Here is a 21,672-nt window from a genome sequence, read left to right as displayed (position 1 = left end):
CCATGACCATCATCGCACCCTCGATTCTATCCGCTGATTTTGCCAAGCTCGGCGATGAGATCGCCGCGATCGAGCAGGCCGGCGCCGACTGGATCCACGTCGACGTCATGGACGGCCGGTTCGTGCCGAACCTGACGTTCGGCCCGCCGGTCATCTCCGCCGTGAGGGGAGCGACGAAGCTTCCCTTCGACGTGCATCTGATGATCGAGCAGCCGGAGCGCAGCATCGCCGATTACGCGGCGGCCGGCGCGGACCGCATCACCGTGCATCTCGAGGCTTGCACGCATCTGCACCGCACGCTGCATCAGATCAAGGAGCTCGGGCTTCCGGCCGGAGTCGCGATCAATCCGGCGACGCCGATCAGCCTGCTGGAGCCGGTGCTGGAGGATGTCGACCTCGTGCTCGTCATGACGGTCAATCCCGGCTTCGGCGGCCAGTCGTTCATCCCGTACTCGCTGCAGAAGCTGCGCGACCTGCGCTCGCGGCTGCACGAGCGCGGCCTGAGCGGCGTCTCCGTCCAGGTGGACGGAGGCATCAATCCGTCGACCTCGGCGCTCGTGCGCGAGGCCGGCGCGAACGTGCTCGTCGCCGGCAGCTTCGTCTTCGGCCATCAGTCGCCTGCCGCGGCGATCGCCGCGCTGAGGTAGGCCGGATGAGAGAGAGGCTGAAAACCATCGCGGTCGTCGCCGGCTACGCGCTGCTCGGCGGAGCGCTGCTGGCGATGTTCGTGCTCGTCCAGAGCATGCTCCGCTTCGTCTTCTCGCTGATCGCGCTTTGGCTCGGCGTGCGCTTCTTCCGCAGCCACGAATCGCTCTGGCGCCGCATCGGCTTCGTCGTTTCCGCGCTCGTTTTCTTCTTCCTGATCGTGCTGTTCGTCACGATGGTGATGTTCATCCGCGACGGCATGCCGACCGCGCCCTAGCGGCTTCACGGCCGGGACGAGGCAGCGGAGCGCCGGCATGCGGCGCCTTCTCGCTGGCAACTTGGGCTCGGCCCCCGGAATAGGACATCGCGGGTCCGCATAGGATGGTTACATGAACCTAGGTTCTTGTAGCCTTTTTTGCTTTCGAGGGAATGGGCCCGTGCGGCCTGAAACGGGGATGAACATGCAGGCCCGGCAGTGCTGCCCGTCAACGATCAGCGATCTCGAGGAGGGATGAAGCATGAAGTTCTATACGATCAAGCTGCCGAAGTTTTTGGGCGGATTCGTCAAGGCGATCCTGAACACCTTCCAGAAAAGCTGAGCGATGGCGACTGCGGCTGCCGGCCGCCCGACTTTCGATCCCGAGCGTCAGAGAGCGCCGCGCCGGCACGGCGCACGCTCTTTTTCGCGTGCCGCGGCAGGGGCAAGCCGCCGCAGGGCGAAAAAAAACAGCGTTCCTGCCGTCTGGTGAACGGCGGAACGCTGTTTTTGCGGTTATACACGAGTGACTTTGCCGGATTTCAGTGCGCGGGTGCTGACCCAAACGCGTTTTGGCTTGCCGTCGACCAGAATGCGGACCTTCTGAACGTTGACGCCCCAAGTGCGGCGGTTGCGGTTATTCGCGTGGGAAACATGGTTTCCTGTGCCGGGTGCCTTACCCGTAACGAAGCATTTGCGAGACATGCAGTACACCTCCTTTGCAGCTTGCAGGTTGCAAGTACGAAACCGAAGGATTCCGTAGGCAAACATACTTGGTTATCTTATCATAGAACGTCCGTCTCATCAACCATCGTTTGGCAGGAGACGCGGGCGGGAAAACGGCGCAAATACGCGAAAACGGAAGAGAACGGCGTTTCAGACTTCATAAACGGCTCCGTTTATAGTACAATGAAGGTCAGTCCCGGCCAAATCGGGGCTTTGGGCGCAGTCGGCATCAGCCGAACGGCCCGCAGAGAAGGAGCGTGTGACCGGCCATGCCTATGCAGCTTGCCAACGAATTAGGTAAAATCAACGTAACAGACGATGTAATCGCCGTCATCGCGGGCTCGGCGGCGCTGGAATGCTACGGCCTTGTCGGCATGGCATCCCGCAAGCAGCTCAAGGACGGAATCGCCGAATTGCTCAAGCGGGACAACCTCTCGAGAGGCGTCGAGGTGCGGCGCGAGAACGAGGAGACGCATATCGACCTGCACATCATCGTCGGCTACGGCACCCGGATTTCCGAGGTTGCCCACAACATCCAGACCAAGGTCAAATACGTACTGAATGAAGTGATCGGCCTGAAGGTCGACCATGTCCATATTTTTGTCCAGGGCGTGCGGGTCATCCGTTAGTCAGGAAGGGGAAATTTTGCTTGGGAAAGCGCTTTATTAATGGTTCGGACTTCGCCGGTATGGCTTTGCTCGGTGCGGAGAAGCTGCAGCGCGGCGCGGAGCGCGTCAACGCTCTGAATGTATTTCCCGTTCCGGACGGCGATACGGGAACGAACATGAACTTAACGATGGCCTCGGGGGTGCGCGAGCTGCAGAGCAAGCGCTCGGACTCGGTCGGCCGTACGGCGGAGGCGCTGTCCAAGGGACTGCTGATGGGCGCTCGCGGCAACTCCGGCGTCATTCTGTCCCAGCTGTTCCGCGGCACGGCCAAGGCGCTGTCCGGACTCGACGAGGCCGACCCGAGCCAATTCGCGGCGGCTCTCCAGCAAGGCGTCGACATGGCCTACAAGGCCGTCGTCAAGCCGGTGGAGGGCACGATCCTCACCGTCGCGCGCGAGACGGCGCGGCATGCCCAGCAGGCCGCCCGCCGGGCGCCTGACATGGAGTCGCTGCTGCAGGAGGTGTACGCGGCGGCGAACGAATCGCTGCAGCGCACGCCGGAGCTGCTCCCGGTGCTCAAGCAGGTCGGCGTCGTCGACTCCGGAGGCCAGGGCCTCGTGCTCATTTACGAAGGCTTTCTCGAGTACCTTGCCGGCAGCCCGGCGGAGACGGGCGACACGGCGAGCGAGGCGGCTCCGGCGGAGTCGTTCCGCTACCTGGCGGACGCTCCGCGCGCCGCCGAGCCGGCCAGGCCGTCCATCCCTTCCGCGGGTGGCAATGCCCAGGCCCAGCTGTCGACGAGCGAGATCGAGTTCTTCTACGACATGGAGTTCTTCATCAAGCGCCGGCTCGCGCCTCCGGGAGCTCCGGCGTTCGACGAGGACGCGTTCCGGCGGGCGCTCGCCGTGGACGGGGACTCCATCATCGTGATCGCCGACGACGAGATCGTCAAGGTGCACGTGCATTCCCGCCGTCCCGGCGACGTGCTCAACCTGGCGTACCAGTACGGCGAGCTGACCGAGCTGCATATCCTCAACATGCGCGAGCAGCATCGGGAGATCGTCGGCGAGGAGATCGACTTCAGCGCTCTCGGCTCCGACCTTGCGCCGGATGAGGCGCTGGCCGTCGCCGAGGTGCTGACCGGCGCCTCGCCGCAGGGCATCGCCGAGGCCGCTTATGAATGGGCGCCGTACGGCATCGTCGCGGTCGCGATCGGCGACGGCATCTCCGGCATTTTCAGCGACAACAACGTCGACGTCGTCCTCTCGGGCGGCCAGACGATGAACCCGAGCACGGAGGACTTCCTCAAGGCGATCGACTCGCTGCCGGCGGAGCATATCTTCCTGCTGCCCAACAACGGCAACATCATTCTGGCGGCGGAGCAGGCGGCCGAGCTGTCCGAACGCTCCGTATCCGTCATCCCGACCCGCACGGTGCCCCAAGGGCTCGCCGCCGTGCTCGCCTTCAAGGAGAGCGAGACGCCGGAGCGCAATACGGCCCTCATGGCCGGCGCCGCGGAAGCGGTCCGCTCCGGCAGCGTCACCCAGGCGGTGCGCCAGACGGAGATCGACGGCGTCGAGGTGCAGGAGGGCGACTACATCGGCATCGTCGAAAAACGGATCGTCATCTCCGAGCCGGACCTCCAGGAAGCGTGCCGCGGCCTCATCGGCCAGCTGCTCGAGAACGGCGGAGACCTGCTGACGATCCTCACCGGCGAGGGCTCCGAGCCGTCCGGCACGGACGAGCTGGCGAGCTGGGTCTCCGAGACCTATCCGGACATCGAGCTTGAAGTGCATGAGGGCGGACAGCCTCTTTATCCGTATTTATTCGCCCTCGAATAATCGAAGCCGCGCCGCCGGAGCGGCATATCATTCCTTGCGTTCCCCGACAGCGGGACGCAGGGCCGTGGAGGTAGCCCTATGACTCAGGTTCGCATCGTAACCGACAGCACGTCGGATATTCCGGAGGAGATCCGAAGGGAGCTCGGCATCGAGATGGTGCCGCTGCAGGTCCTGTTCGGCACGGAAGCCTTTCTGGACTCGATCACGCTGAAGTCGGAGGCGTTCTACGACAAGCTGGTCGAATTCAGCGGCCTGCCGACGACCTCCCAGCCGTCGCCGGCCGAATTCATGGTCGTCTACGAGCGGCTGCTGGACGAGACGCCGGACGCGCCGATCCTCTCCATCCATCTGTCCTCGCAGTTCAGCGGCACGTACCAGTCGGCGCTGCTCGCGAGCACGATGCTCGAGCGCGAGGCGGACATCGCCGTGTTCGACTCCCGTTCGGCTTCCTGCGGCATCGGCATGCTCGTCATCCGCGCCGCGCAGATGGCCCGCGAGGGCAGCTCCAAGGACGAGATCCTGGCCGAGATCGAGCGCATGCGCAGCGAGACGGAGCTGTACTTCCTCGTCGACACGCTCGAATACCTCCAAAAAGGCGGACGGATCGGCAAGGCTTCCGCACTCATCGGCTCTATCCTAAATATCAAGCCGATCCTGACGATCGACCCTACCGGCGTGATCACGCCGGTAGACAAGGTGCGCGGCTCCAAAAAAGCGATCCAGCGCATCGTCGACATGCTTCGCGAGAAGTTCCCGCCGGAGCAGCCGGTCGCCGTTCACTTCGCCTGGACGCATCAGAGAGGCTCCGCTCTGGACCTGCAGGAGGCGATCACGTCGAGCTTCAACGTGCAGTCGACTTCCATCACGACGCTCGGTCCGGTCGTCGGCGCCCATGTCGGTCCCGGCACTGTCGCCGTGTTCATGCACCGCAAATGAATCCTCCATCTGCCCTGCCGGAATCCGTTCCGGCGAGGCAAATCAAAGGCGTGAGCGCTCCGAAGGAGCAGGAGCTTCACGCCTTTGGCATCTATACCGTGCTGGATCTGCTGAACTACTTCCCGTTCCGCTATGAGGACTACCGGCTGCGCTCGCTGGCCGAGGTCAAGGACGGAGAGAAGATCACGATCCAAGGCATCGTGCGCGGCCTGCCGATGGTCGCCCGCTTCGGCAAGGGCAAGACGCGCATCACCGCGAAGACGGAGGCGGACGGGCAGCTGATCACCGCCGTCTGGTTCAACCGCATGTTCATCAAGGACCAGCTGCAGCTCGGTCGGGAAATTACGCTGACCGGCAAGTGGGATGCGCGGCGCATGCAGATCACCGTCACCGATTCGGAGTTTCCGGACAAGGGAACGGCCAAGACCGGCACGCTGCAGCCGGTCTATTCCGTCGGCGGCACGATCACGCAATCGTGGATGCGCAAGACGATCCGCCAGGCGCTGGAGCAGTTCGGGCCGCTGCTGGAGGAGAACCTGCCGGAGCGGCTGCTGCGCAAATACCGCCTCATGCCGAGAAGCGAGGCGGTCTATCACATCCATCATCCCGACGATCCGAAGGACGGCCAGGGCGCGCGGCGGCGGCTCGTCTACGAGGAGCTGTTCCTGTTCCAGCTCAAGCTGCAGGCGTACCGCATGCTGAACCGGCGCAAGGCGGACGGCATCGTGCATCGCGTCGACCCGGAGATCATCCGGCAGTTCGCGGCCTCGCTGCCGTTCGAGCTGACCGATGCGCAGAAGAAGGTCGTCAACGAGATTCTCGCCGACATGCGCCAGCCGTCGGCGATGAACCGGCTGCTGCAGGGCGACGTCGGCGCCGGCAAAACCGTCGTCGCCGCGATCGCGCTGCTCGCCGCCGTCAAGGCGGGCCATCAAGGCGCGCTCATGGTGCCGACCGAGATTTTAGCCGAGCAGCACATGCGCTCCTTGACGCGCCTGTACGAAGGGACGGGGCTGCAGACGGCGCTGCTGACAGGCAGCGTCAGCGACAAGAAGCGCCGGGACCTGCTCGCCGGCCTGCAGATGGGGCTGATCGACGTGCTCATCGGCACGCATGCGCTCATCCAGGACGATGTGGAATTCCGCTCGCTCGGCCTCGTCGTCACCGACGAGCAGCATCGCTTCGGCGTCAACCAGCGCAGCGTGCTGCGGCGCAAAGGGCCGAGCCCCGACGTGCTGACGATGACGGCGACGCCGATTCCGCGGACGCTGGCGATCACGGCGTTCGGCGACATGGACGTCTCGACGATCAAGGAGCGGCCGAAGGGGCGCATCCCGATCCAGACGTACTGGGTCAAGCACGGCATGATGGACCGCGTGTACGGCTTCATCCGGCGCGAGATCGACGGCGGCCGGCAGGCGTACGTCATCTGCCCGCTCATCGAGGAATCGGAGAAGCTCGACGTGCAGAACGCGATCGACCAGTTCGTGCAGCTGCAGCAGGCGTTTCCCGATCTGCGGATCGGGCTGCTGCACGGGCGCATGACGGCATCGGAAAAGGACGAGGTCATGGCGGCGTTCGCCGCGGCGGACGTGCAGGTGCTCGTCGCCACGACGGTCGTCGAGGTCGGCGTCGACGTGCCGAACGCGACGCTCATGATCATCATGGACGCGGAGCGCTTCGGGCTGTCGCAGCTGCATCAGCTGCGCGGACGCGTCGGACGCGGCGCCCATGCGTCGTACTGCGTGCTCGTCGCGGATCCCAAGACGGAGACCGGCAAGGAGCGGATGGCGGTCATGCAGGAGACCGACGACGGCTTCGAGGTGGCCCGCCGCGACCTGGAGCTGCGCGGACCGGGAGATTTTTTCGGCACCAAGCAAAGCGGCATGCCGGACTTCAAGCTGGCCGACATGGCGGCGGACTTCGCCGTGCTGGAGGCGGCCCGCGAGGACGCGGCGGAGCTGGCCGCCGAGGACGGATTCTGGACGGAGGAGGAATACGCGCCGCTGCGCGCGATCCTCGCCAAGGATCCGATTTTCCAGGGCAGCCAGCTCGACTGAATCGGCATGGACGAATGCGGAGGAGGCAACTCCGGGCAGACGAGGGCATATAGTAACATCGGTGGTTAGGGGCGGAAGCCCGACCAAATCGATGGAGGTGCCCTGCTGCATGAGCTACGTCAAATACGGAATCCGGCCCGAATTCGTCGAACGCGTCAAGCTGAAGCTGAAAAACCCGGCCGTCAAGGAGCGGATCAAGCTGCTCGTGAACGGGCTGACCAAGTACGATCTCGCCGACCGCGCCAAAGTGCGCAAGCTCGTCAAGAGCGCGGCGAGCATCCTGCACGAGAAGCTGACGGACACGCAGGAGGAGCAGCTCGTGCAGTTCGTGCTCGGCCAGAAGATCGATCCGAACAATACGTTCCATCTCATCAAGCTGTGGGGCATGTTCCGCTGAACGGGCGGAGGCGCCTCGAACGCCAAGCGGCTCCGCCTTCGGGCGGAGCCGCTTTTATTTCTCTCGCTTAGTTGGGCGCTTCGCGGCCGGCGACGAGGCTTCGGTCTTCGAATCGGGTCGAAAGGACGACCAGAGTCGAGGAGAAGCCGAAGGCGTGGCAAGTTTCCAGAAACGCTTCCAGCGACTCGCCCGTTTCGGTCATGACCTTCATCAAATAGTTGTACTCCCCGCTCGTCCGGTAGAGGTCGACGATCTCGGGGGCCGTATCGGCAAAAGCTTCGAAGTCCTTGCACGAAGCGGTCTTGAACAGGACGAACGCGGCCGCATGCTTGCCTAGCTTGGACGGCGACAGTTTGGCTCCGTACCCCGTGATCACTTCGCGCTCCTCCAGCTTGCGCAGTCTTTCGGTCACGGCAGGCTGCGACATCGCGATCATCCGGCCTATCTCCGAGACTGTGATCCTGGCATTGTCGTGCAGAATGGCCAAAATCTTGAAATCGATCGAATCCATGCTGAGCCACCTCGTTTTTATCGGGCAAGGGCCTGAACGTACGATAGAAATAAAGATTCAGCCCTCGAACTCCGTTGATTTCTTATTTCGATTGTAGTGCCGGTTCCGTAAACTGTCACTATCAACGAAAGAGGGAGTGAAGGACGATGGCGACACTTGAAACGAAGCAAGGCGCGCTCGAGTTCACGACGGGAGACGGCGTGCGGATCGCGTACCGGCTCGACGGATCGGTGGATAAGCCGGTGCTGCTGCTGGCGAACTCGATCGCGACTTCGATGGACATGTGGGAAGGGCAGGCTGCCCGGCTGAAGGAGCATTTCCGGCTGCTGCGCTATGATTATCGGGGGCATGGAGGCTCGGATACGCCTGCTGGCCCTTACTCGCTCGACCGATTGGGAAGGGATGCCGTCGAGCTGCTCGACGCGCTTCGGATCGATCGGGTCCATTTTCTGGGGCTGTCGCTCGGCGGCATCGTCGCGCAATGGGTGGCGATCCACGCGCCGGAGCGGATCGATCGGCTCATCCTGAGCAATACCGCCGCTCATCTCGGTTCGCCCGAGCTGTGGGAAGGCCTGATCGCGTCCGTGCTGAAGCCGGGCAGCATGCCTGAGACCGCGGAGTCGTTCATGAAGAACTGGTTCCCCTCGTCCATGCTGACGCCGGACAATCCGATCGTCAAGTCGTTCCGCGAGATGGTGCTCGCTACCCGTCCGCAGGGAATCGCGGGAAGCTGGGCTGCCATCCGCGACATGGACCTGCGCCGGACGGCCTCGCTCATCGACCGGCCGACGCTGGTCATCGCCGGCGAGCAGGATCCGGTGACGCTGCCCGAGCACGGAGAGCTGCTGGCCAAGACGATACCGGGCGCAGAGCTGCTTGTCCTGCCCTCCGCCCATCTGCCGAATGTGGAGATGGAATCCGCCTTCATCGAGGAGGTGACCGCGTTCCTGCGCCGCTTATAAGATTTGCTGATCGATCGCATCGGACATTCGGATTGGGAATTCCGGCCCCTCTGCGGTATCGTGGATAGCAACAAGCAAGAGCGGGCTGGAGGCGAGGCGCATGGCGGGCAATGTCGGGAAAATAGCAGTCGGGCTCGAGAGGAGCGCAGGCGCACGGAGCGCGGCGGCGCGGATGCCAGCCGAGGCGAAGGCGGACGGCAGGGCGCGGATGCGGTTGGAGACGAAGGCATTTCGCCCGACGCGGAGGCAAGGCGCTGCCTGGCGCAGGCCGAGCCTGCTGCCGGGATTGTTCCTGACCGCGCTGCTGGCCGCCGCCGGCAGGATGCTCGGCGAGCTGCCGGGCTTCGGCGTGCTGGGGCCGCTCGTGCTGGCCATCCTGCTCGGCATGGCCTACCGCGAATGGCTGGGAGGCGTGCCGCTGAGCGCGGCCGCCGGCATCGCCTTTTCCTCCAAGCAGCTGCTGCGCCTCGGCATCGTGCTGCTCGGCATGCGCCTCGATCTCGGAGACATCGTCGCGGCAGGTCCCGGCGTGCTGGCGATCGATGCGATCCATGTCGCGCTGACGATCCCGTTCGTCTGCTGGCTGGCGGGCAGGCTCGGAGCGGACCGCAGGCTCGCTCTGCTGACCGCCTGCGGCACGGCGATCTGCGGCGCCGCCGCTGTCGCGGCGATCTCGCCGCAGCTGAAGGCGAGGGGCGAGGAGACCGCTGTCGCGGCCGCGACGGTCGCCATCCTCGGCACGATCTTCACGATCGCGTACACGCTGCTGCAGCCGCTGCTGCAGCTCGCCCCGGCCGCTTACGGCGCCTGGGCCGGATCGACGCTGCACGAGGTCGCCCATGCGCTGGCGGCGGCGGAGCCGTTCGGCCAGGAGGCGCTGGACATGGCCGTGCTCGTGAAGCTGACGCGGGTCGCGATGCTCGTGCCGGCGGCGCTGCTGATCGGGCTGTGGGCGCAGCGCCGCGAGTCGCGGCGCGCCGCCGCGCAGGACGCTTCGGCTGGCGGCGGCGCAGGACGGACGCGCGTGGCGGCGCCGTGGTTCATCCTCGGCTTCCTGGCGATGAGCGGCGTCCATACGCTCGGCATCGTGCCGCAGGCGGCCGCGCAAGGCATGACGACGGCCGCCTACCTGCTGATCGCGATGGGGATGGCGGGCCTCGGGCTCGGCGTCGACTTCGCCACGTTCCGCCGGCTGGGCGGGCGCGTGTTCGCCGCCGGCCTGATCGGCTCGCTGCTGCTGGCCGCGCTCGGCTACGGCCTCGTCCGCTTGTTCGGACTGGGAGGATGAGCGGGCCGAAAGCCTGCCGTTTCGAAGCGGAACGAGATTCCGTCTCCGGAGCGGGCATGAGCCAGGAGAGCGCATCGGGCGTTTCGGCGAAACGTCCGATTTTCACGGTATCCTTTTCCAGCGGCCCCGGTTTATACTGGCTCTTGGAGGTGCTTTGCACAGATGACGACGCTTATTCAAGAGCATTCGCTCGTATTGTTCCAGGGAGACAGCATTACCGACGCGGGACGCGACCGCGGCGACGCGGCAAGCCTCGGTGCGGGCTACGCGCTTCTGGCGGCGGGCCGGTTCGGCAGCCTGCATGCGGAGAAGGGGGTGCGCTTCCTCAATCGGGGCATCGGAGGCGATCGTGTCGCTGACCTGCAGGAGCGCTGGGAGCGGGACTGCCTGGAGCTGCGTCCGGACTGGCTGTCGATCTACATCGGCATCAACGACACCTGGCGCCGGTACGACAGCGGCTCGCCGACGACCGCGCAGGCGTACAAGGACGGCTATCGCCGGCTGATCGAGCGGGCGCTCGAGGCTTCTTCGCCGCGGCTCGTGCTCGTCGAGCCGTTCGTGCTGCCCGTGAACGAAGGGCAGAAGGCGTGGCGGGAAGATCTCGATCCGAAAATCCAGGCCGTCCGCGAGCTGGCCGGCGAGTACAAGACGCTCTATGTGCCGCTGGACGGCCTGTTCGCGCAAGCGGCGGCTCGGACCGGTCCGGCCTATTGGGCTCCGGACGGCGTTCACCCGTCCGCGGCGGGCGCGGCGCTGATCGCCGAGGCTTGGCTGAAGGCGGTGCAGGCGATCTGACGGCGCCGGAGGGGAAGGGCGGATGGATCGATCTGCGGACCGGGCCTCGGGAGGAGCGGAACGCGCTGCTCGCCCGCTCGCTGTTCGATCCCGGCCGGGCCGCGGAGATCGCAGCCCGCTACGAAAGCGAGCCGGAGCTGGAGCTGGCCGGACGGATCGAGCAAGGAAGGCTCGTCGGACTGGCCGGGTGGCGGAGGGAGGCGGACGGCGGCGTCGAGCTGCGGCATCTGGCGGTGCTGCCCGAGGCGGAGCGCTGCGGCATCGGCCGCAGGCTCGTCCGGCATGCGCTCGAGCGCTCCGCGGCAGGCCGGCTCGTCGCCGAGACGGACGACGACGCCGTCGGCTTTTATCGGCGCATCGGCTGCACGGCGCGTCCGCTCGGCGAGCTCCATCCCGGCCGCGAGCGCTGGCGCTGCGAGCTGCGCCGCTACGGCAGCCGCGAGCCGGAGGCGGCCGACTTCGAGAAGATCGCAGGCTGGCCGCGCAGCCGATCGGAAGCGTACTACATGTTCCCGAGCGGCGGCTGGCCGCTGCGGGCGGAGCGGCTGCAGGCGCGCGCCGCGGAGCGCCGGCTGCCGACGCTGATGCTGGACGCCTCTGGGACGCCGGCCGCCTACGCCAACGTGTATGAGGACGAGGGGCAATGGTGGATCGGCAACGTCATCGTGAATCCCGAGCTGCGGGGGCGAGGCGCCGCCGAGGCGCTGCTGCTGAAGCTGTGCCGGGACGCCGGGGAAAGGCTAGGCGCGGACGAGCTGCATCTCGTCTGCCATAGCCCGAATGCCAAGGCGCTGCTGCTTTACAGCGGACTGGGCTGGGAGCCGTACCGGATCCTGCGCAAGCTGGGTCCGGAGCTGGAGCCGCTGGCGGGCATCGCGATGAAAAAGCGGCTGGAATCCACCTATTCACACTATTCGGGTAGGAATATAAAAATATAGATTGACAGCTGCTGCATCGAGCGGTAGGATGAATGCAGAAAGACCAAATAAATAGCCCGGGAAACTTGGGAATAGGCCCGCCGGTCAAACCGGAGGTCCATGACAGCGTACAGGAGCTGTCGTGGGCCTTTTTGGCTTTTTTTCCAGGCAGAAGGGCAACAGGAGGATGAAAAGGATGAGCGAGCAGCAGCAGGCAGAGCAGAGTGGAGCATGGGAAATCCGGCCGGTCACGCCGGCGACGGGAGCGGAAGTGAGCGGAGTGGTGCTGTCGGATCGGCTCGGCGAGGAGGATATCGTCCGGCTGCGCGAGGCGCTCGCGCGGCATAAGGTGCTGTTCTTCCGCGGCCAGGGCCATCTGGACGACGCCGCGCAGGAGGCGTTCGCCGCCCGGCTCGGGCAGCCGTTCGCCCATCCGACGGTCCCTTCCAAGGAAGGGACGGGCTACATCCTTGACGTCGACTCGCAGCATGGCGGCCGGGCGGACCAGTGGCATACGGACATCACGTTCCTTGATGCGTATCCGTCGGCGTCGATCCTGCGCGCGGTCGTCGTTCCGGAGGCCGGCGGCGACACCGTATGGGCGAATACGGCCGCGGCCTACGAGAGCCTTCCGCAGGAGCTGAAGGAGCTGGCCGAGCGGCTGTGGGCGGTGCACAGCAACGACTTCGACTATGCGGTGGCGGCTCAGCGCAAGGGCGTGCCGCTGGAGCAGGAGCGCGATTACCGCCAGGTGTTCGCGTCCACCGTCTACGAGACGGAGCATCCGCTCGTCCGCGTGCTGCCCGATACGGGCGAAAAGGCGCTCGTGCTTGGCAGCTTCGCCAAGCGCATCCTGAACGTATCCACTTCGGCGTCCCGGCAGCTGCTCGAGCTGTTCCAGGAGCATGTCGTGCGGCTGAACCATACGGTGCGCTGGCGCTGGGAGGAAGGCGACGTCGTCATCTGGGACAATCGCGCGACGCAGCATGTGGCGGTCAACGACTACGGCGAGCAGCGCCGCATCGTGCGCCGCGTGACGCTGGCGGGCGACGTGCCGGTCAGCGTGGAGGGCAAGCAGAGCCGCACCCGCACGGCGGGCGGTCCGCGGCCGCAGCTCGATCCGGCCGGCGCCTAGGACGGGAGCTGAGCGGGATCTCTCGGCAGGTCGACGGCTGAAGGCGCTCGCGAGCCGGAGGCGCGAACGACGAAGAAGCGCCTTCTCGCAAAAAGCAAAAGCTCCTTTCCCCGCTTGTCCGAGGGGAAAGGAGCTTTTGCTTTGCCATCCGCTTTGCGATTCGCGGCTGCTCCTGCCTTGGAACCGCCGAATCGGGCTTGGAACGGACAACCAGGGCATAAATGTGCCTTGGATTCGCCGAATCGGGCTTGGAACTGGGAACCAGGGCATAAATGTGCCTTGGATTCGCCCGAATCGGGCTAGGAACGGACAACCAGGGCACAAATGTGCCTTGGATTCGCCGAATCGGGCTAGGAACGGACAACCAAGGCACAAATGTGCCTTGGATTCGCCCGAATCGGGCTAGGAACGGACAACCAGGGCACAAATGTGCCTTGGATTCGCCGAATCGGGCTAGGAACGGACAACCAAGGCACAAATGTGCCTTGGATTCGCCCGAAATTGGGCTTGCAACGGACAACCAGGGCACAAATGTGCCTTGGATCCGCCGAATCGGACTGTCCTCCATGCAGTCGAGCTCAGTCGGACAGCGGCTCGATGCAGACCGGGCCTTGGCTGCGCACGCTGCCGACCTCGCGGCGGACCGGGTACGCGCGCATCTCCTCCGGCGGATAAGGGCGGAGCAGCGGCTGCAGCCGCTGCGGATCGCGCAGGCCGCGGTCGAGCCAGAGCGCCTCGTCCTCGGGACGCAGGATGACCGGCATCCGGTCATGGATCGGGCGCATCAGCTCGTTCGGCTCCGTCGTCAGCACGGTGCAGGTGGACAGCTTCTCGCCGGCCGGCGAGATCCATGTCTCGTACAGGCCGGCCATGGCGAACGGCGCGCCGCTCTTCAGCGTGACGCGCAGCGGCTGCTTGGCCCCGTCCTGCTGCTGCCATTCGTAAAAGCCGTCCGCCGGAATGAGGCAGCGCTTGCGCCGCAGCGCCTCGCGGAAGGCGGGCTTGGCGGCGGCCGTCTCGGAGCGGGCGTTCAGCATGCGGCTGCCGATCTTCGGATCGTCGGCCCACGGCGGCACGAGCCCCCACTTGAGCTCGCCGAGCCGATTTTTCTCCCCGTCATGAATGATCGCCAGCACCATCTGGGCCGGCGCGATATTGTACCTCGGCTCGTAGTCCCCCAGCCCCGCCTCGCCGATCAGGAAGCGCAGCATCAGCTCCTCGAGCGTGACGGTCAGCGTGTAGCGTCCGCACATCGTCTCCCGCTCCTTTCGCTCACTCTCGTTGCTCCTAGTATAGCGCATGCCCGTCCGGGGGTTAAGCGGCCTTCTTCCCGACTATACTTCTAACAGATCGTCAGAGCGGGAGGAAGAGAGTCATGGAGGCTGGATCGGGTTCGGAAAACGGGCAAGGAAGCGGCAGGCAGGAGCGGCCTTCCGCATCGGCAAAGGCTGCCCCGCCGCAGCGCCGCCGGCTGCTGGAGCTGCTGCTGCTGCCGGCGGCGCTGCCGGCGGCAGCCTATGCGTATGCCGCCGGCAAGCGTCGCAGCCGCAAGGCGGCCGCGGCGCTGGCGGCAGGCTCGCCGCCGCTCGCGCTGGCGGCGCCGGCCGTCGCGGAGCTGCGCGCCGCGTGGCGCAAGCTCGAGCGCGCCGCCGCCAAGGCTAAAGCCGCGGCAGCCGCGGCCGCTCCGGCGCCGAGCGCGCCTGCGGGCGGCAAGGCCGCCGCATGGGCGGGGCTGCCGAAGGCGAGCCCTGCCTGGAGCGCAGAGGCGGCGGCCGCCCTCGGCGCGCCGCCGGCGCTGCCGGCCGGCCCGGCCGGCGATGCCGCGCTCGTGCAGCGGCTGCGCGCGGAGACGGCGCGTCTCAATCGCAACAACGTGACGCGCACGGAGGCATACCGCGCGTTTTATTTGCGTCGGCCGGAGGTGCACTGGGCGCTGCTCGCGCATCTCGTCTCGCGCAACGGCGGCTGGAACATGTCCGATCTGCAGGGCGAGTGGCTGCCCCGGCTGCTCGACCTACACAAGCGCCGCTGCACGTTCGGCATGCTGGAGCGGGCGAACGCGCTCATTTTCCACGACGCCTATCCGCAGCTGCTGCTCTATGAGGAATGCCGCCGCACGAGGCGCAATCTGCTGCATCTGCTGCCGCAGCTCGGCGTGTCCGCGTTCATGCGTCCCGTCTGGCAGCAGTTCCTGCGCACAGGCGACGCGGTGCCGCTGACGGTCGGCCTGATCGTCAACGAGCAGCATTTCATCGAGGAGCGGGTCGTGCAAAATCCGTATTATCGGCGAAAGGTGCTGAACACGTTCTTCTTCGGCATGCAGTCGGTGCTGCAGCTCAACCAGGTCCTGTTCCCGTACGGCAAGGACGAGGGCGGCGATCCGCTCGTCGCGGGACTCATCCTCGAGGACTTCTCCGACCTGGCCGAGCGCATCGAGTTCGGCAAGCGGCTGTATGCGATGCTGTTCGCGGTTCCGGGCGTCGCGAAAGGCGCCCTCGCCTTCGTCAAGGCGACGCGCCATACCGGATCGAGATCGGATTACGCGCCGGAGCTGTACGCGCCGGTACGGCACGGGGCTCCCGGCGCCGCCTACCGCGAGCGGCTGCGCGGCGGCAGGCTGCTGCCGGGAGCGGAGCCGCTGTACAGCCCGCCGCTGTCGGCCGCCTGGGCGGACCGGCCGGTGGACGACCCGGAGCCGGGCGACTGGTTCAAAGGGCCGGAGGACGTGCTGCCGTATTTCCGGGCGCTGCCGGTGCCGGATCGGTTCGAGCTGACGGCGGACTACCGCATCGCGCTCGGCAAGGTGGAGCTCGCCGTGCTGGCGGCCTCCGGCTCGGGCTTCGGCCCGAAGCCGGGCTGACGGCCCGGCCCTGCGGCCCGCTCGGCGCGGCTGGTCTCAGCCAGCGGCCAAAAGCGACGTCGATGACGTCCATGACGTCCGGCGGGAGCCGCTGCCGTCCTACCGCAAGACGCTGCAAGCGGATTACGGAGCCGAGCTCGAGACGGCGGACTTCGCTGGCGGCGGCGCGGAAGCGGCGGAGCGCATGAACCGCTGGGTCGACCGGCATACCGAGGGCATGATCCCGCAAATCGTCGATTCGAACGAGCCGCTTGATCCGGAGACGCTCGCCGTGCTGCTGAACACGGTTTATTTCAAGGGCGGCTGGCAGGACGAGTTCGATCCGGCGCGGACGGAGCAGGCCGCGTTCGCGATGGACGGCGGCGAGCGGCTCGATGTCGCGATGATGCAGCGGGGCGGCAGCTATCCGCACCTGCGGACGGAGCGCTTCGAGGCGGTGCGCCTGCCGTACGGGCTGAAGGGCGGATACCGGCTGCTGCTCGTCCTGCCGGCTCGCGGGCTCGGCGTGGATGACCTGCTGCCGGACTTGGAGCGCTACGAGGAGTGGCAGGACGAGCTGCAGGCCAAGGCCGGCAGCGTCGCGCTGCCGCGCTTCAAGGCCGCGGTCCGCAGCGTGCTGAACGAGCCGCTGCGGCAGCTCGGCATGCGGCAGGCGTTCGCGCCGGGCGCCGACTTCGGCGGCATGCTGGAGGGCAGCCCGGACCTCCAGCTCAGCCTCGTCCTGCAGCAGGTCGTGCTGGAGGTGAACGAGAAGGGGACGGAAGCGGCCGCGGCGACGCTGATGGCGGAAGGCGGCGCGGCGCCCCCGAGCGATCCGTTCGAATTCCGGGCGGACCGGCCGTTTTTCCTCGCGATCGAGGACGGGGTCTCGGGCGCCTGGCTGTTCCTCGGCCGGATCGGCCGGCCCGCGGACGGAGCGTAGCGGCGCAAAAAAGCCGAGCCCGCCAAGGGCGTCCGTACAGGCGGACGCGGCGTCCGGCGCATCGAATAGAGCATCCTTCCGCTAAGGATGTGAAACGATGCCTGTCCGTACACGCAGCGCCAGCCTGCATCCGCCTTGCCGCAGGCTGCGCGATCAAAAGAAAGCCGGGCGCTCCAACTGGAGCTCCGGCAACTGGAGCGGCTACGCGATCGAAGGATCGCGAGGCGCCTTCTCCAGCATTTCCGCCCGCTGGACCGTCCCGGTCGCGCGCCCGACGTCCCAATCCACTTATTCGTCGGCCTGGATCGGCATCGACGGCTACAGCAACAGCGATCTGATCCAGACCGGCACCGCCCACGACTATGTCGACGGCCGTGCAGAGTATTACGCCTGGTGGGAAATCCTGCCCGCCTCGGAGACGCGCATCCCGCATCCGGTCCGCCCCGGCGACGTCATGGCCGCCCGCATCGCCCGCGTGAGCCGCGGCCGCTGGTCGATCGCGCTGCGCAACGTCACGCGCGGCTGGACGTTCCGCACCGTCCAGACGTATCGCGGCCCGCAGCGCTCGGCCGAATGGATTGTCGAGGCGCCGCAGATCGGCGGAGACATCGCGACCTTCGCGCGCATCACGCCGCTGCCGTTCCGCCGCTGCCGGGTTGACGGCCGCAGTCCGGGCCTCAAGCTGTCCCAGCGCGGCGTCATGGTGCAGGGCCGCTATATCCGCGCGCTTCCTTCGCGGCCGAACGCCGCGGGCGACGGCTTCGTCGTGCGCAGCGTGCGGATCCGCACAAGCGAGTCCTGATGGAAGGGGCGCTTGCCGAGCTAACCGGCAAGCGCCCTTTTCGCGAGGGGGGCCGAAGCGCCTCGGCCGGGCGAAGCGGCGGCGATCCTTCGATAGAATACGCTTTCATTTTCTCGTTGACAAAATTCGGGACGCCGATTATGATCAGGGTGTGAAACGTTTAATCATAGACAAGTCAAAGCTGCAACATGTCTGTTTTGGTATCGGTGAAGGGGTCGTTGCTTCATGCGATGAAACGTTTAATCCAAAGAGCAAGGAGCTTCAAGCATGAGCGCCAGTCGCGTTACGATCAAGGATGTCGCCAAGCTGGCCCAAGTGTCCATCGCGACCGTATCCAACGTCATCAACGGCACGGGGCGCGTCTCCCCGGAAACCCAGCGCAAGGTGGAGCAGGCGATCGGCCAGCTCGACTTCGCGCCGAGCGCGTCGGCGCGCAACCTCAAGGACAAGAAATCGTCGCTGATCGCCGTCGTCGTCCCGCTGCTGGAGAAGGGCCGCTTGCAGGACAACCCGTTCTACTGGCATCTCGTCCGGGGCATCGAGGAGAGCGCGCGCGGCGTCAAGCTGCATGTCATCCTCGTCGGCATCGGCCCGGACGAGACGTTCTCGTTCGTGCGCGAGCAGCATCTGGACGGCCTGATCTTCGTCGGCGCGTTCGCCCGCACGGAGCTTGTGGAAAGCATGCTGCGCCTCGGGGTACCGTGCGTCTTCATGGACAGCCTCGTCGACGATCCGTCCTTCTACCAGGTCGCGCTCGACGACGAGCTCGGCGGCTACATCGGCACGAAGCATCTGCTGTCGCTCGGCCACGAGCGGATCGCGCTGCTGACCGGCGTGCTGCTCGAAGGCGGCGTCAACTACTGCCGCTGGCAGGGGTACCGGCGGGCGCTGGAGGAGGCGGGAGTGCCTTATCGGCCGGAGCTCGTCTACGAGGAGCCGACCTCCTCGCTCGGCGGCTACCGCGCCGCCTCGCGCATCGGGGCCAAGACGGGCGGCATCACCGCCGTATTCGCCCTGTCCGACATGGCGGCGATCGGCCTCGTCAAGGGGCTGCACGATCTCGGAATCGTCGTGCCCCGCGACATCTCGGTCGTCGGCTTCGACGATGACGAGCGGGCGCGCTATTGCATCCCCGCGCTGACGACGGTGCGCCAGGACATCGTAGAAAAAGGGCGGACCGCGGTCCGCCTGCTGACGGCCCAGCTGGAGCGGGAGCCGCTCGCGGAGCGGCGCGTGACGCTCGGCGTCGAGCTCGTGCCGCGCCAAAGCACGGCGCCGCCTTCCCGCTAGTCCCGGAGGGGCAGCGTCCAGGCCCGCGCTCCCGGCCGGCCTAGGACGGATGGATTCGAACCGGACCCGAACGATGAAAGGAGGTGGGGGGAACCGTTCGGGAACCCGGAGCTCGGAAGGAGCTCTTGTTCGACCATCCATTCTAGCGGGGAGTGTTGACGAGTGAAGGTATGGAAAAAATTGACGATCGCGGTGCTGGCAGGCGGCCTGTTGCTGCCGTCCGGAGCGATCCACCCGCCTAAAGCGGAAGCGCTTACGGCTTCCGGGGCGCTCAGCCCGGTCACGCCGAAGGACACGGTCTATCAGATCATTACGGACCGTTTCGTAGACGGCGATACGAGCAACAACAAGCCGGCGGGCTTCGACCCGACGCTGTTCGACGACGCGAACGGCGACGGGCGCGGCGACGGCAACGATCTCAAGCTGTATCAGGGCGGCGATTGGAAGGGCATCATCGACAAGATCCCCTATTTGAAAAACATGGGCGTCACGGCCGTCTGGATCTCCGCGCCTTACTCCAACCGCGATACCGCCATCAACGACTATCAGGCGGGCGGCGCCATCAACCGCTGGACGAGCTTCCACGGCTACCATGTGCGCAACTACTTCGCGACGAACAAGCATTTCGGCCTGATGAAGGACTTCGAGGGGCTGCGCGACGCGCTGCACGCCCAGGGCATCAAGCTCGTCATCGACTTCGTCACGAACCATACGAGCCGCTGGCAGAACCCGACAAGCGGCTACAGCGCCGAGGACGGCAAGCTGTACGAGCCGGACAAAAACGCAGCGGGCGCCTATCAGTTCAATGCCGCCGGCGACCTGCTCGACGCCAACGGCGACGGCAAGACGGACAACCTGCTCGCCGATCCGCACAACGACGTGAACGGCTGGTTCCACGGGCTCGGCGACCGCGGCGCCGACAGCTCCCGCTACGGCTTCCGCCACAAGGATCTCGGCTCGCTCGCCGACTTCTCGCAGGAGAACAGCGCGGTCATCGCCCATCTGGAAAAAGCGGCGACGTTCTGGAAGTCCAAGGGCGTTGACGGCTTCCGGCATGACGCGACGCTGCATATGAACCCGGCCTTCACGAAAGGGCTGAAAGACGCGATCGACTCCGCCTCCGGCGGTCCGATGACGCATTTCGGCGAATTCTTCATCTCGCGTCCCGATCCGAAGTACGACGAGTACCGGACGTTCCCGGACCGTACCGGCGTGAACAACCTCGACTTCGAGTATTTCCGCGCGTCGACCAACGCGTTCGGCAACTTCTCCGAGACGATGAGCAGCTTCGGCAACATGCTGCTGACGACGAGCGCGGACTACACCTACGAGAACCAGGCGGTGACGTTCCTCGACAACCACGACGTCACGCGCTTCCGCTACATCCAGCCGAACGACAAGCCGTACCATGCCGCGCTGGCGACGCTCATGACGAGCCGCGGCACGCCGAACATCTACTACGGCACGGAGCAGTACCTGTCGTCGGCGGACAGCAGCGACATCGCGGGCCGCGTGTTCATGGAGAAGGCCGCGTCGTTCAACCAGAACTCGACGGCGTACAAGGTCATCAAGAGCCTGTCGGCGCTGCGCCAGTCCAACGAGGCGGTCGCCTACGGCACGACGTCGGTGCTGTACAGCACGAACGACGTGCTCGTCTACCAGCGCCAGTTCTACGACAAGCAGGTCGTCGTCGCCGTGAACCGCCAGCCGAACTCGAGCTTCACCGTGCCGGCGATCAACACGACGCTGCCTGCCGGCACCTATGCCGACACGCTTGGCGGACTGCTGTCCGGCGCTTCGGCCAGCGTGACGAACGTCTCCGGCCAGAACAAGATCGGCAGCTTCACGCTCGCCGGCGGCCAAGTGAACGTCTGGTCGTACAATCCTTCCCTCGGCACGACCGTGCCGCGCATCGGCGACGTCGTCTCGACCTCCGGCCGTCCGGGCAATACGGTCTACATCTACGGCACCGGACTCGGCGGCTCGCCGGTCGTGAAGTTCGGCGCGACGACGGCGACCGTCGTCAGCAGCAGCGATACGTTCATCGAAGCGGTCGTGCCAAGCGTCGCCGCAGGCCCGCAGACGATTACCGTGACCAAGGGCAGCAGCGTCAGCAATACGTTCGCCTATGAGGTGCTGACTGACGATCAGGTGCAGGTCATCTTCAAGGTGAACGCGACGACCACGCCGGGACAGAACATCCATCTTGTCGGCAGCATCGCGGAGCTCGGCAGCTGGGATGCGGCCAAGTCCACCGAAGCGATGATGAACCCGAACTATCCGGTCTGGTTCCTGCCGGTCAGCGTGCCGAAGGGCGCGACGTTCCAGTTCAAGTTCGTCAAAAAGGACGCGAGCGGCAATGTCGTCTGGGAAGGCGGATCGAACCGCACGTTCACTGCGCCGACATCCGGCTCGGCCGATACTGTCGTCTATACGTGGCAGTAGGCTCGTCCCGCGTGCGGGAGGGACAAACGGATCAAAAAAAGAGATATCCTGCGTAAAACAGAGGTATTAAGGGAAAAATACTGTAAACGAGCGATTATAGGCGGAAAACAAGCAGTGCAAACGATTTAACAAACCGGTTTTGCTGATGTATGATGGATGAGGTTAATGAATGAACCGCTTTCATGAAAGGCGGTCAAAACGCAAGTCAGGGGAAAGAAAGATCCGTTCGACAAGTTTCGCAAATTTGGCAAACGTTTGCGCGTTTTGGCGGATTTC

The 21,672-nt window shown here is 65.6% G+C and carries 21 protein-coding genes; 18 read left to right on the top strand and 3 right to left on the bottom strand.

Annotated elements, in window-relative coordinates:
* Positions 1 to 2 precede the first annotated feature (2 nt).
* From rpe to spoVM, 3 genes are all read left to right on the top strand, one after another.
* Positions 3 to 647, top strand: coding sequence for a ribulose-phosphate 3-epimerase (rpe, locus tag H582_RS0100395; protein ID WP_028596889.1), 645 nt, complete (start codon positions 3 to 5; stop codon positions 645 to 647).
* Between the two features lie 5 nt (positions 648 to 652).
* Positions 653 to 922 carry a hypothetical protein gene (locus H582_RS0100390; RefSeq protein WP_028596888.1) on the top strand — a complete coding sequence of 90 codons (270 nt, stop codon included), beginning with the start codon at positions 653 to 655 and terminating at the stop codon, positions 920 to 922.
* Between the two features lie 241 nt (positions 923 to 1,163).
* Positions 1,164 to 1,244: a stage V sporulation protein SpoVM gene (gene spoVM, locus H582_RS25355; RefSeq protein WP_040711006.1), complete on the top strand. Its 81-nt coding sequence runs from the start codon at positions 1,164 to 1,166 to the stop codon at positions 1,242 to 1,244.
* 173 nt (positions 1,245 to 1,417) lie between these two features.
* Here the strand turns inward: spoVM and rpmB are convergent, their stop codons facing one another.
* Positions 1,418 to 1,606: a 50S ribosomal protein L28 gene (gene rpmB / locus H582_RS30615; RefSeq protein WP_048748286.1), complete on the bottom strand. Its 189-nt coding sequence runs from the start codon at positions 1,604 to 1,606 to the stop codon at positions 1,418 to 1,420.
* Between the two features lie 290 nt (positions 1,607 to 1,896).
* Here rpmB and H582_RS0100380 point away from each other — a divergent pair, with 290 nt between their 5' ends.
* From H582_RS0100380 to H582_RS0100360, 5 genes are all read left to right on the top strand, one after another.
* Positions 1,897 to 2,256 (top strand): Asp23/Gls24 family envelope stress response protein, encoded by a 360-nt coding sequence (locus tag H582_RS0100380; RefSeq protein ID WP_028596887.1) that lies wholly within the window; start codon positions 1,897 to 1,899, stop codon positions 2,254 to 2,256.
* Positions 2,257 to 2,315: 59 nt separating this feature from the next.
* Positions 2,316 to 4,076: a DAK2 domain-containing protein gene (locus tag H582_RS0100375; protein WP_052332838.1), complete on the top strand. Its 1,761-nt coding sequence runs from the start codon at positions 2,316 to 2,318 to the stop codon at positions 4,074 to 4,076.
* A 78-nt stretch (positions 4,077 to 4,154) separates the two neighbouring features.
* Positions 4,155 to 5,012 (top strand): DegV family protein, encoded by an 858-nt coding sequence (locus H582_RS0100370; RefSeq protein ID WP_028596885.1) that lies wholly within the window; start codon positions 4,155 to 4,157, stop codon positions 5,010 to 5,012.
* Complete coding sequence (gene recG / locus H582_RS0100365; protein ID WP_043110722.1) at positions 5,009 to 7,072, top strand: ATP-dependent DNA helicase RecG; 2,064 nt, start codon at positions 5,009 to 5,011, stop codon at positions 7,070 to 7,072. The genes H582_RS0100370 and recG overlap by 4 nt, the downstream gene beginning before the upstream one ends.
* 109 nt (positions 7,073 to 7,181) lie before the next feature.
* Positions 7,182 to 7,469 carry a stage VI sporulation protein F gene (locus H582_RS0100360; RefSeq protein ID WP_028596883.1) on the top strand — a complete coding sequence of 96 codons (288 nt, stop codon included), beginning with the start codon at positions 7,182 to 7,184 and terminating at the stop codon, positions 7,467 to 7,469.
* Positions 7,470 to 7,536: 67 nt separating this feature from the next.
* Here the strand turns inward: H582_RS0100360 and H582_RS0100355 are convergent, their stop codons facing one another.
* Positions 7,537 to 7,980: an Lrp/AsnC family transcriptional regulator gene (locus H582_RS0100355; RefSeq protein ID WP_028596882.1), complete on the bottom strand. Its 444-nt coding sequence runs from the start codon at positions 7,978 to 7,980 to the stop codon at positions 7,537 to 7,539.
* A 146-nt stretch (positions 7,981 to 8,126) separates the two neighbouring features.
* On the opposite strand from H582_RS0100355, the gene H582_RS0100350 reads away from it, so the two are divergent.
* From H582_RS0100350 to H582_RS0100325, 5 genes are all read left to right on the top strand, one after another.
* Entirely contained in the window at positions 8,127 to 8,942 is an 816-nt protein-coding gene (locus tag H582_RS0100350) for an alpha/beta fold hydrolase (protein ID WP_028596881.1), read from the top strand.
* A gap of 100 nt (positions 8,943 to 9,042) precedes the next feature.
* Positions 9,043 to 10,230 (top strand): YeiH family protein, encoded by a 1,188-nt coding sequence (locus H582_RS0100345; protein WP_240478893.1) that lies wholly within the window; start codon positions 9,043 to 9,045, stop codon positions 10,228 to 10,230.
* Positions 10,231 to 10,392: 162 nt separating this feature from the next.
* Positions 10,393 to 11,025, top strand: coding sequence for an SGNH/GDSL hydrolase family protein (locus H582_RS0100340; protein WP_028596879.1), 633 nt, complete (start codon positions 10,393 to 10,395; stop codon positions 11,023 to 11,025).
* Entirely contained in the window at positions 10,998 to 11,963 is a 966-nt protein-coding gene (locus tag H582_RS29660) for a GNAT family N-acetyltransferase (RefSeq protein ID WP_052332837.1), read from the top strand. Before H582_RS0100340 ends, H582_RS29660 begins: the two co-directional genes overlap by 28 nt.
* 175 nt (positions 11,964 to 12,138) lie before the next feature.
* Entirely contained in the window at positions 12,139 to 13,077 is a 939-nt protein-coding gene (locus H582_RS0100325) for a TauD/TfdA dioxygenase family protein (protein ID WP_028596878.1), read from the top strand.
* Positions 13,078 to 13,655: 578 nt separating this feature from the next.
* Here the strand turns inward: H582_RS0100325 and H582_RS0100320 are convergent.
* Entirely contained in the window at positions 13,656 to 14,330 is a 675-nt protein-coding gene (locus H582_RS0100320) for an SOS response-associated peptidase (protein ID WP_028596877.1), read from the bottom strand.
* 122 nt (positions 14,331 to 14,452) lie between these two features.
* Between H582_RS0100320 and H582_RS25340 the strand changes: the two genes are divergently transcribed.
* From H582_RS25340 to H582_RS0100295, 5 genes are all read left to right on the top strand, one after another.
* Positions 14,453 to 15,937, top strand: a complete 1,485-nt coding sequence (locus H582_RS25340; protein ID WP_052332836.1) for a DUF2515 family protein — start codon at positions 14,453 to 14,455, stop codon at positions 15,935 to 15,937.
* Between the two features lie 10 nt (positions 15,938 to 15,947).
* Complete coding sequence (locus tag H582_RS25335; protein WP_084136427.1) at positions 15,948 to 16,859, top strand: serpin family protein; 912 nt, start codon at positions 15,948 to 15,950, stop codon at positions 16,857 to 16,859.
* Positions 16,860 to 16,956: 97 nt separating this feature from the next.
* Positions 16,957 to 17,661: a G1 family glutamic endopeptidase gene (locus H582_RS25330; RefSeq protein ID WP_052332834.1), complete on the top strand. Its 705-nt coding sequence runs from the start codon at positions 16,957 to 16,959 to the stop codon at positions 17,659 to 17,661.
* A gap of 267 nt (positions 17,662 to 17,928) precedes the next feature.
* A complete protein-coding gene (locus H582_RS0100300; protein ID WP_028596876.1) occupies positions 17,929 to 18,951 on the top strand; it encodes a LacI family DNA-binding transcriptional regulator in 1,023 nt (340 codons plus the stop codon).
* Positions 18,952 to 19,113: 162 nt separating this feature from the next.
* Positions 19,114 to 21,396, top strand: a complete 2,283-nt coding sequence (locus tag H582_RS0100295) for an alpha-amylase family glycosyl hydrolase (RefSeq protein ID WP_028596875.1) — start codon at positions 19,114 to 19,116, stop codon at positions 21,394 to 21,396.
* The last annotated feature ends 276 nt before the right edge of the window (positions 21,397 to 21,672 follow it).

Source organism: Paenibacillus pasadenensis DSM 19293 (assembly GCF_000422485.1).
In the GTDB taxonomy this organism is placed as follows: domain Bacteria; phylum Bacillota; class Bacilli; order Paenibacillales; family Paenibacillaceae; genus Paenibacillus_O; species Paenibacillus_O pasadenensis.
This window is presented reverse-complemented; position numbering and strand designations above follow the sequence as displayed.

Bases quoted from the DNA above. Each gene is read 5' to 3' on its own strand.
- rpe (WP_028596889.1), top strand. From the start codon at position 3: ATGACCATCATCGCACCCTCGATTCTATCCGCTGATTTTGCCAAGCTC.
- H582_RS0100390 (WP_028596888.1), top strand. From the start codon at position 653: ATGAGAGAGAGGCTGAAAACCATCGCGGTCGTCGCCGGCTACGCGCTG.
- spoVM (WP_040711006.1), top strand. From the start codon at position 1,164: ATGAAGTTCTATACGATCAAGCTGCCGAAGTTTTTGGGCGGATTCGTC.
- rpmB (WP_048748286.1), bottom strand. From the start codon at position 1,606: ATGTCTCGCAAATGCTTCGTTACGGGTAAGGCACCCGGCACAGGAAAC.
- H582_RS0100380 (WP_028596887.1), top strand. From the start codon at position 1,897: ATGCCTATGCAGCTTGCCAACGAATTAGGTAAAATCAACGTAACAGAC.
- H582_RS0100375 (WP_052332838.1), top strand. From the start codon at position 2,316: ATGGCTTTGCTCGGTGCGGAGAAGCTGCAGCGCGGCGCGGAGCGCGTC.
- H582_RS0100370 (WP_028596885.1), top strand. From the start codon at position 4,155: ATGACTCAGGTTCGCATCGTAACCGACAGCACGTCGGATATTCCGGAG.
- recG (WP_043110722.1), top strand. From the start codon at position 5,009: ATGAATCCTCCATCTGCCCTGCCGGAATCCGTTCCGGCGAGGCAAATC.
- H582_RS0100360 (WP_028596883.1), top strand. From the start codon at position 7,182: ATGAGCTACGTCAAATACGGAATCCGGCCCGAATTCGTCGAACGCGTC.
- H582_RS0100355 (WP_028596882.1), bottom strand. From the start codon at position 7,980: ATGGATTCGATCGATTTCAAGATTTTGGCCATTCTGCACGACAATGCC.
- H582_RS0100350 (WP_028596881.1), top strand. From the start codon at position 8,127: ATGGCGACACTTGAAACGAAGCAAGGCGCGCTCGAGTTCACGACGGGA.
- H582_RS0100345 (WP_240478893.1), top strand. From the start codon at position 9,043: ATGGCGGGCAATGTCGGGAAAATAGCAGTCGGGCTCGAGAGGAGCGCA.
- H582_RS0100340 (WP_028596879.1), top strand. From the start codon at position 10,393: ATGACGACGCTTATTCAAGAGCATTCGCTCGTATTGTTCCAGGGAGAC.
- H582_RS0100325 (WP_028596878.1), top strand. From the start codon at position 12,139: ATGAGCGAGCAGCAGCAGGCAGAGCAGAGTGGAGCATGGGAAATCCGG.
- H582_RS0100320 (WP_028596877.1), bottom strand. From the start codon at position 14,330: ATGTGCGGACGCTACACGCTGACCGTCACGCTCGAGGAGCTGATGCTG.
- H582_RS25340 (WP_052332836.1), top strand. From the start codon at position 14,453: ATGGAGGCTGGATCGGGTTCGGAAAACGGGCAAGGAAGCGGCAGGCAG.
- H582_RS25330 (WP_052332834.1), top strand. From the start codon at position 16,957: ATGCCTGTCCGTACACGCAGCGCCAGCCTGCATCCGCCTTGCCGCAGG.
- H582_RS0100300 (WP_028596876.1), top strand. From the start codon at position 17,929: ATGAGCGCCAGTCGCGTTACGATCAAGGATGTCGCCAAGCTGGCCCAA.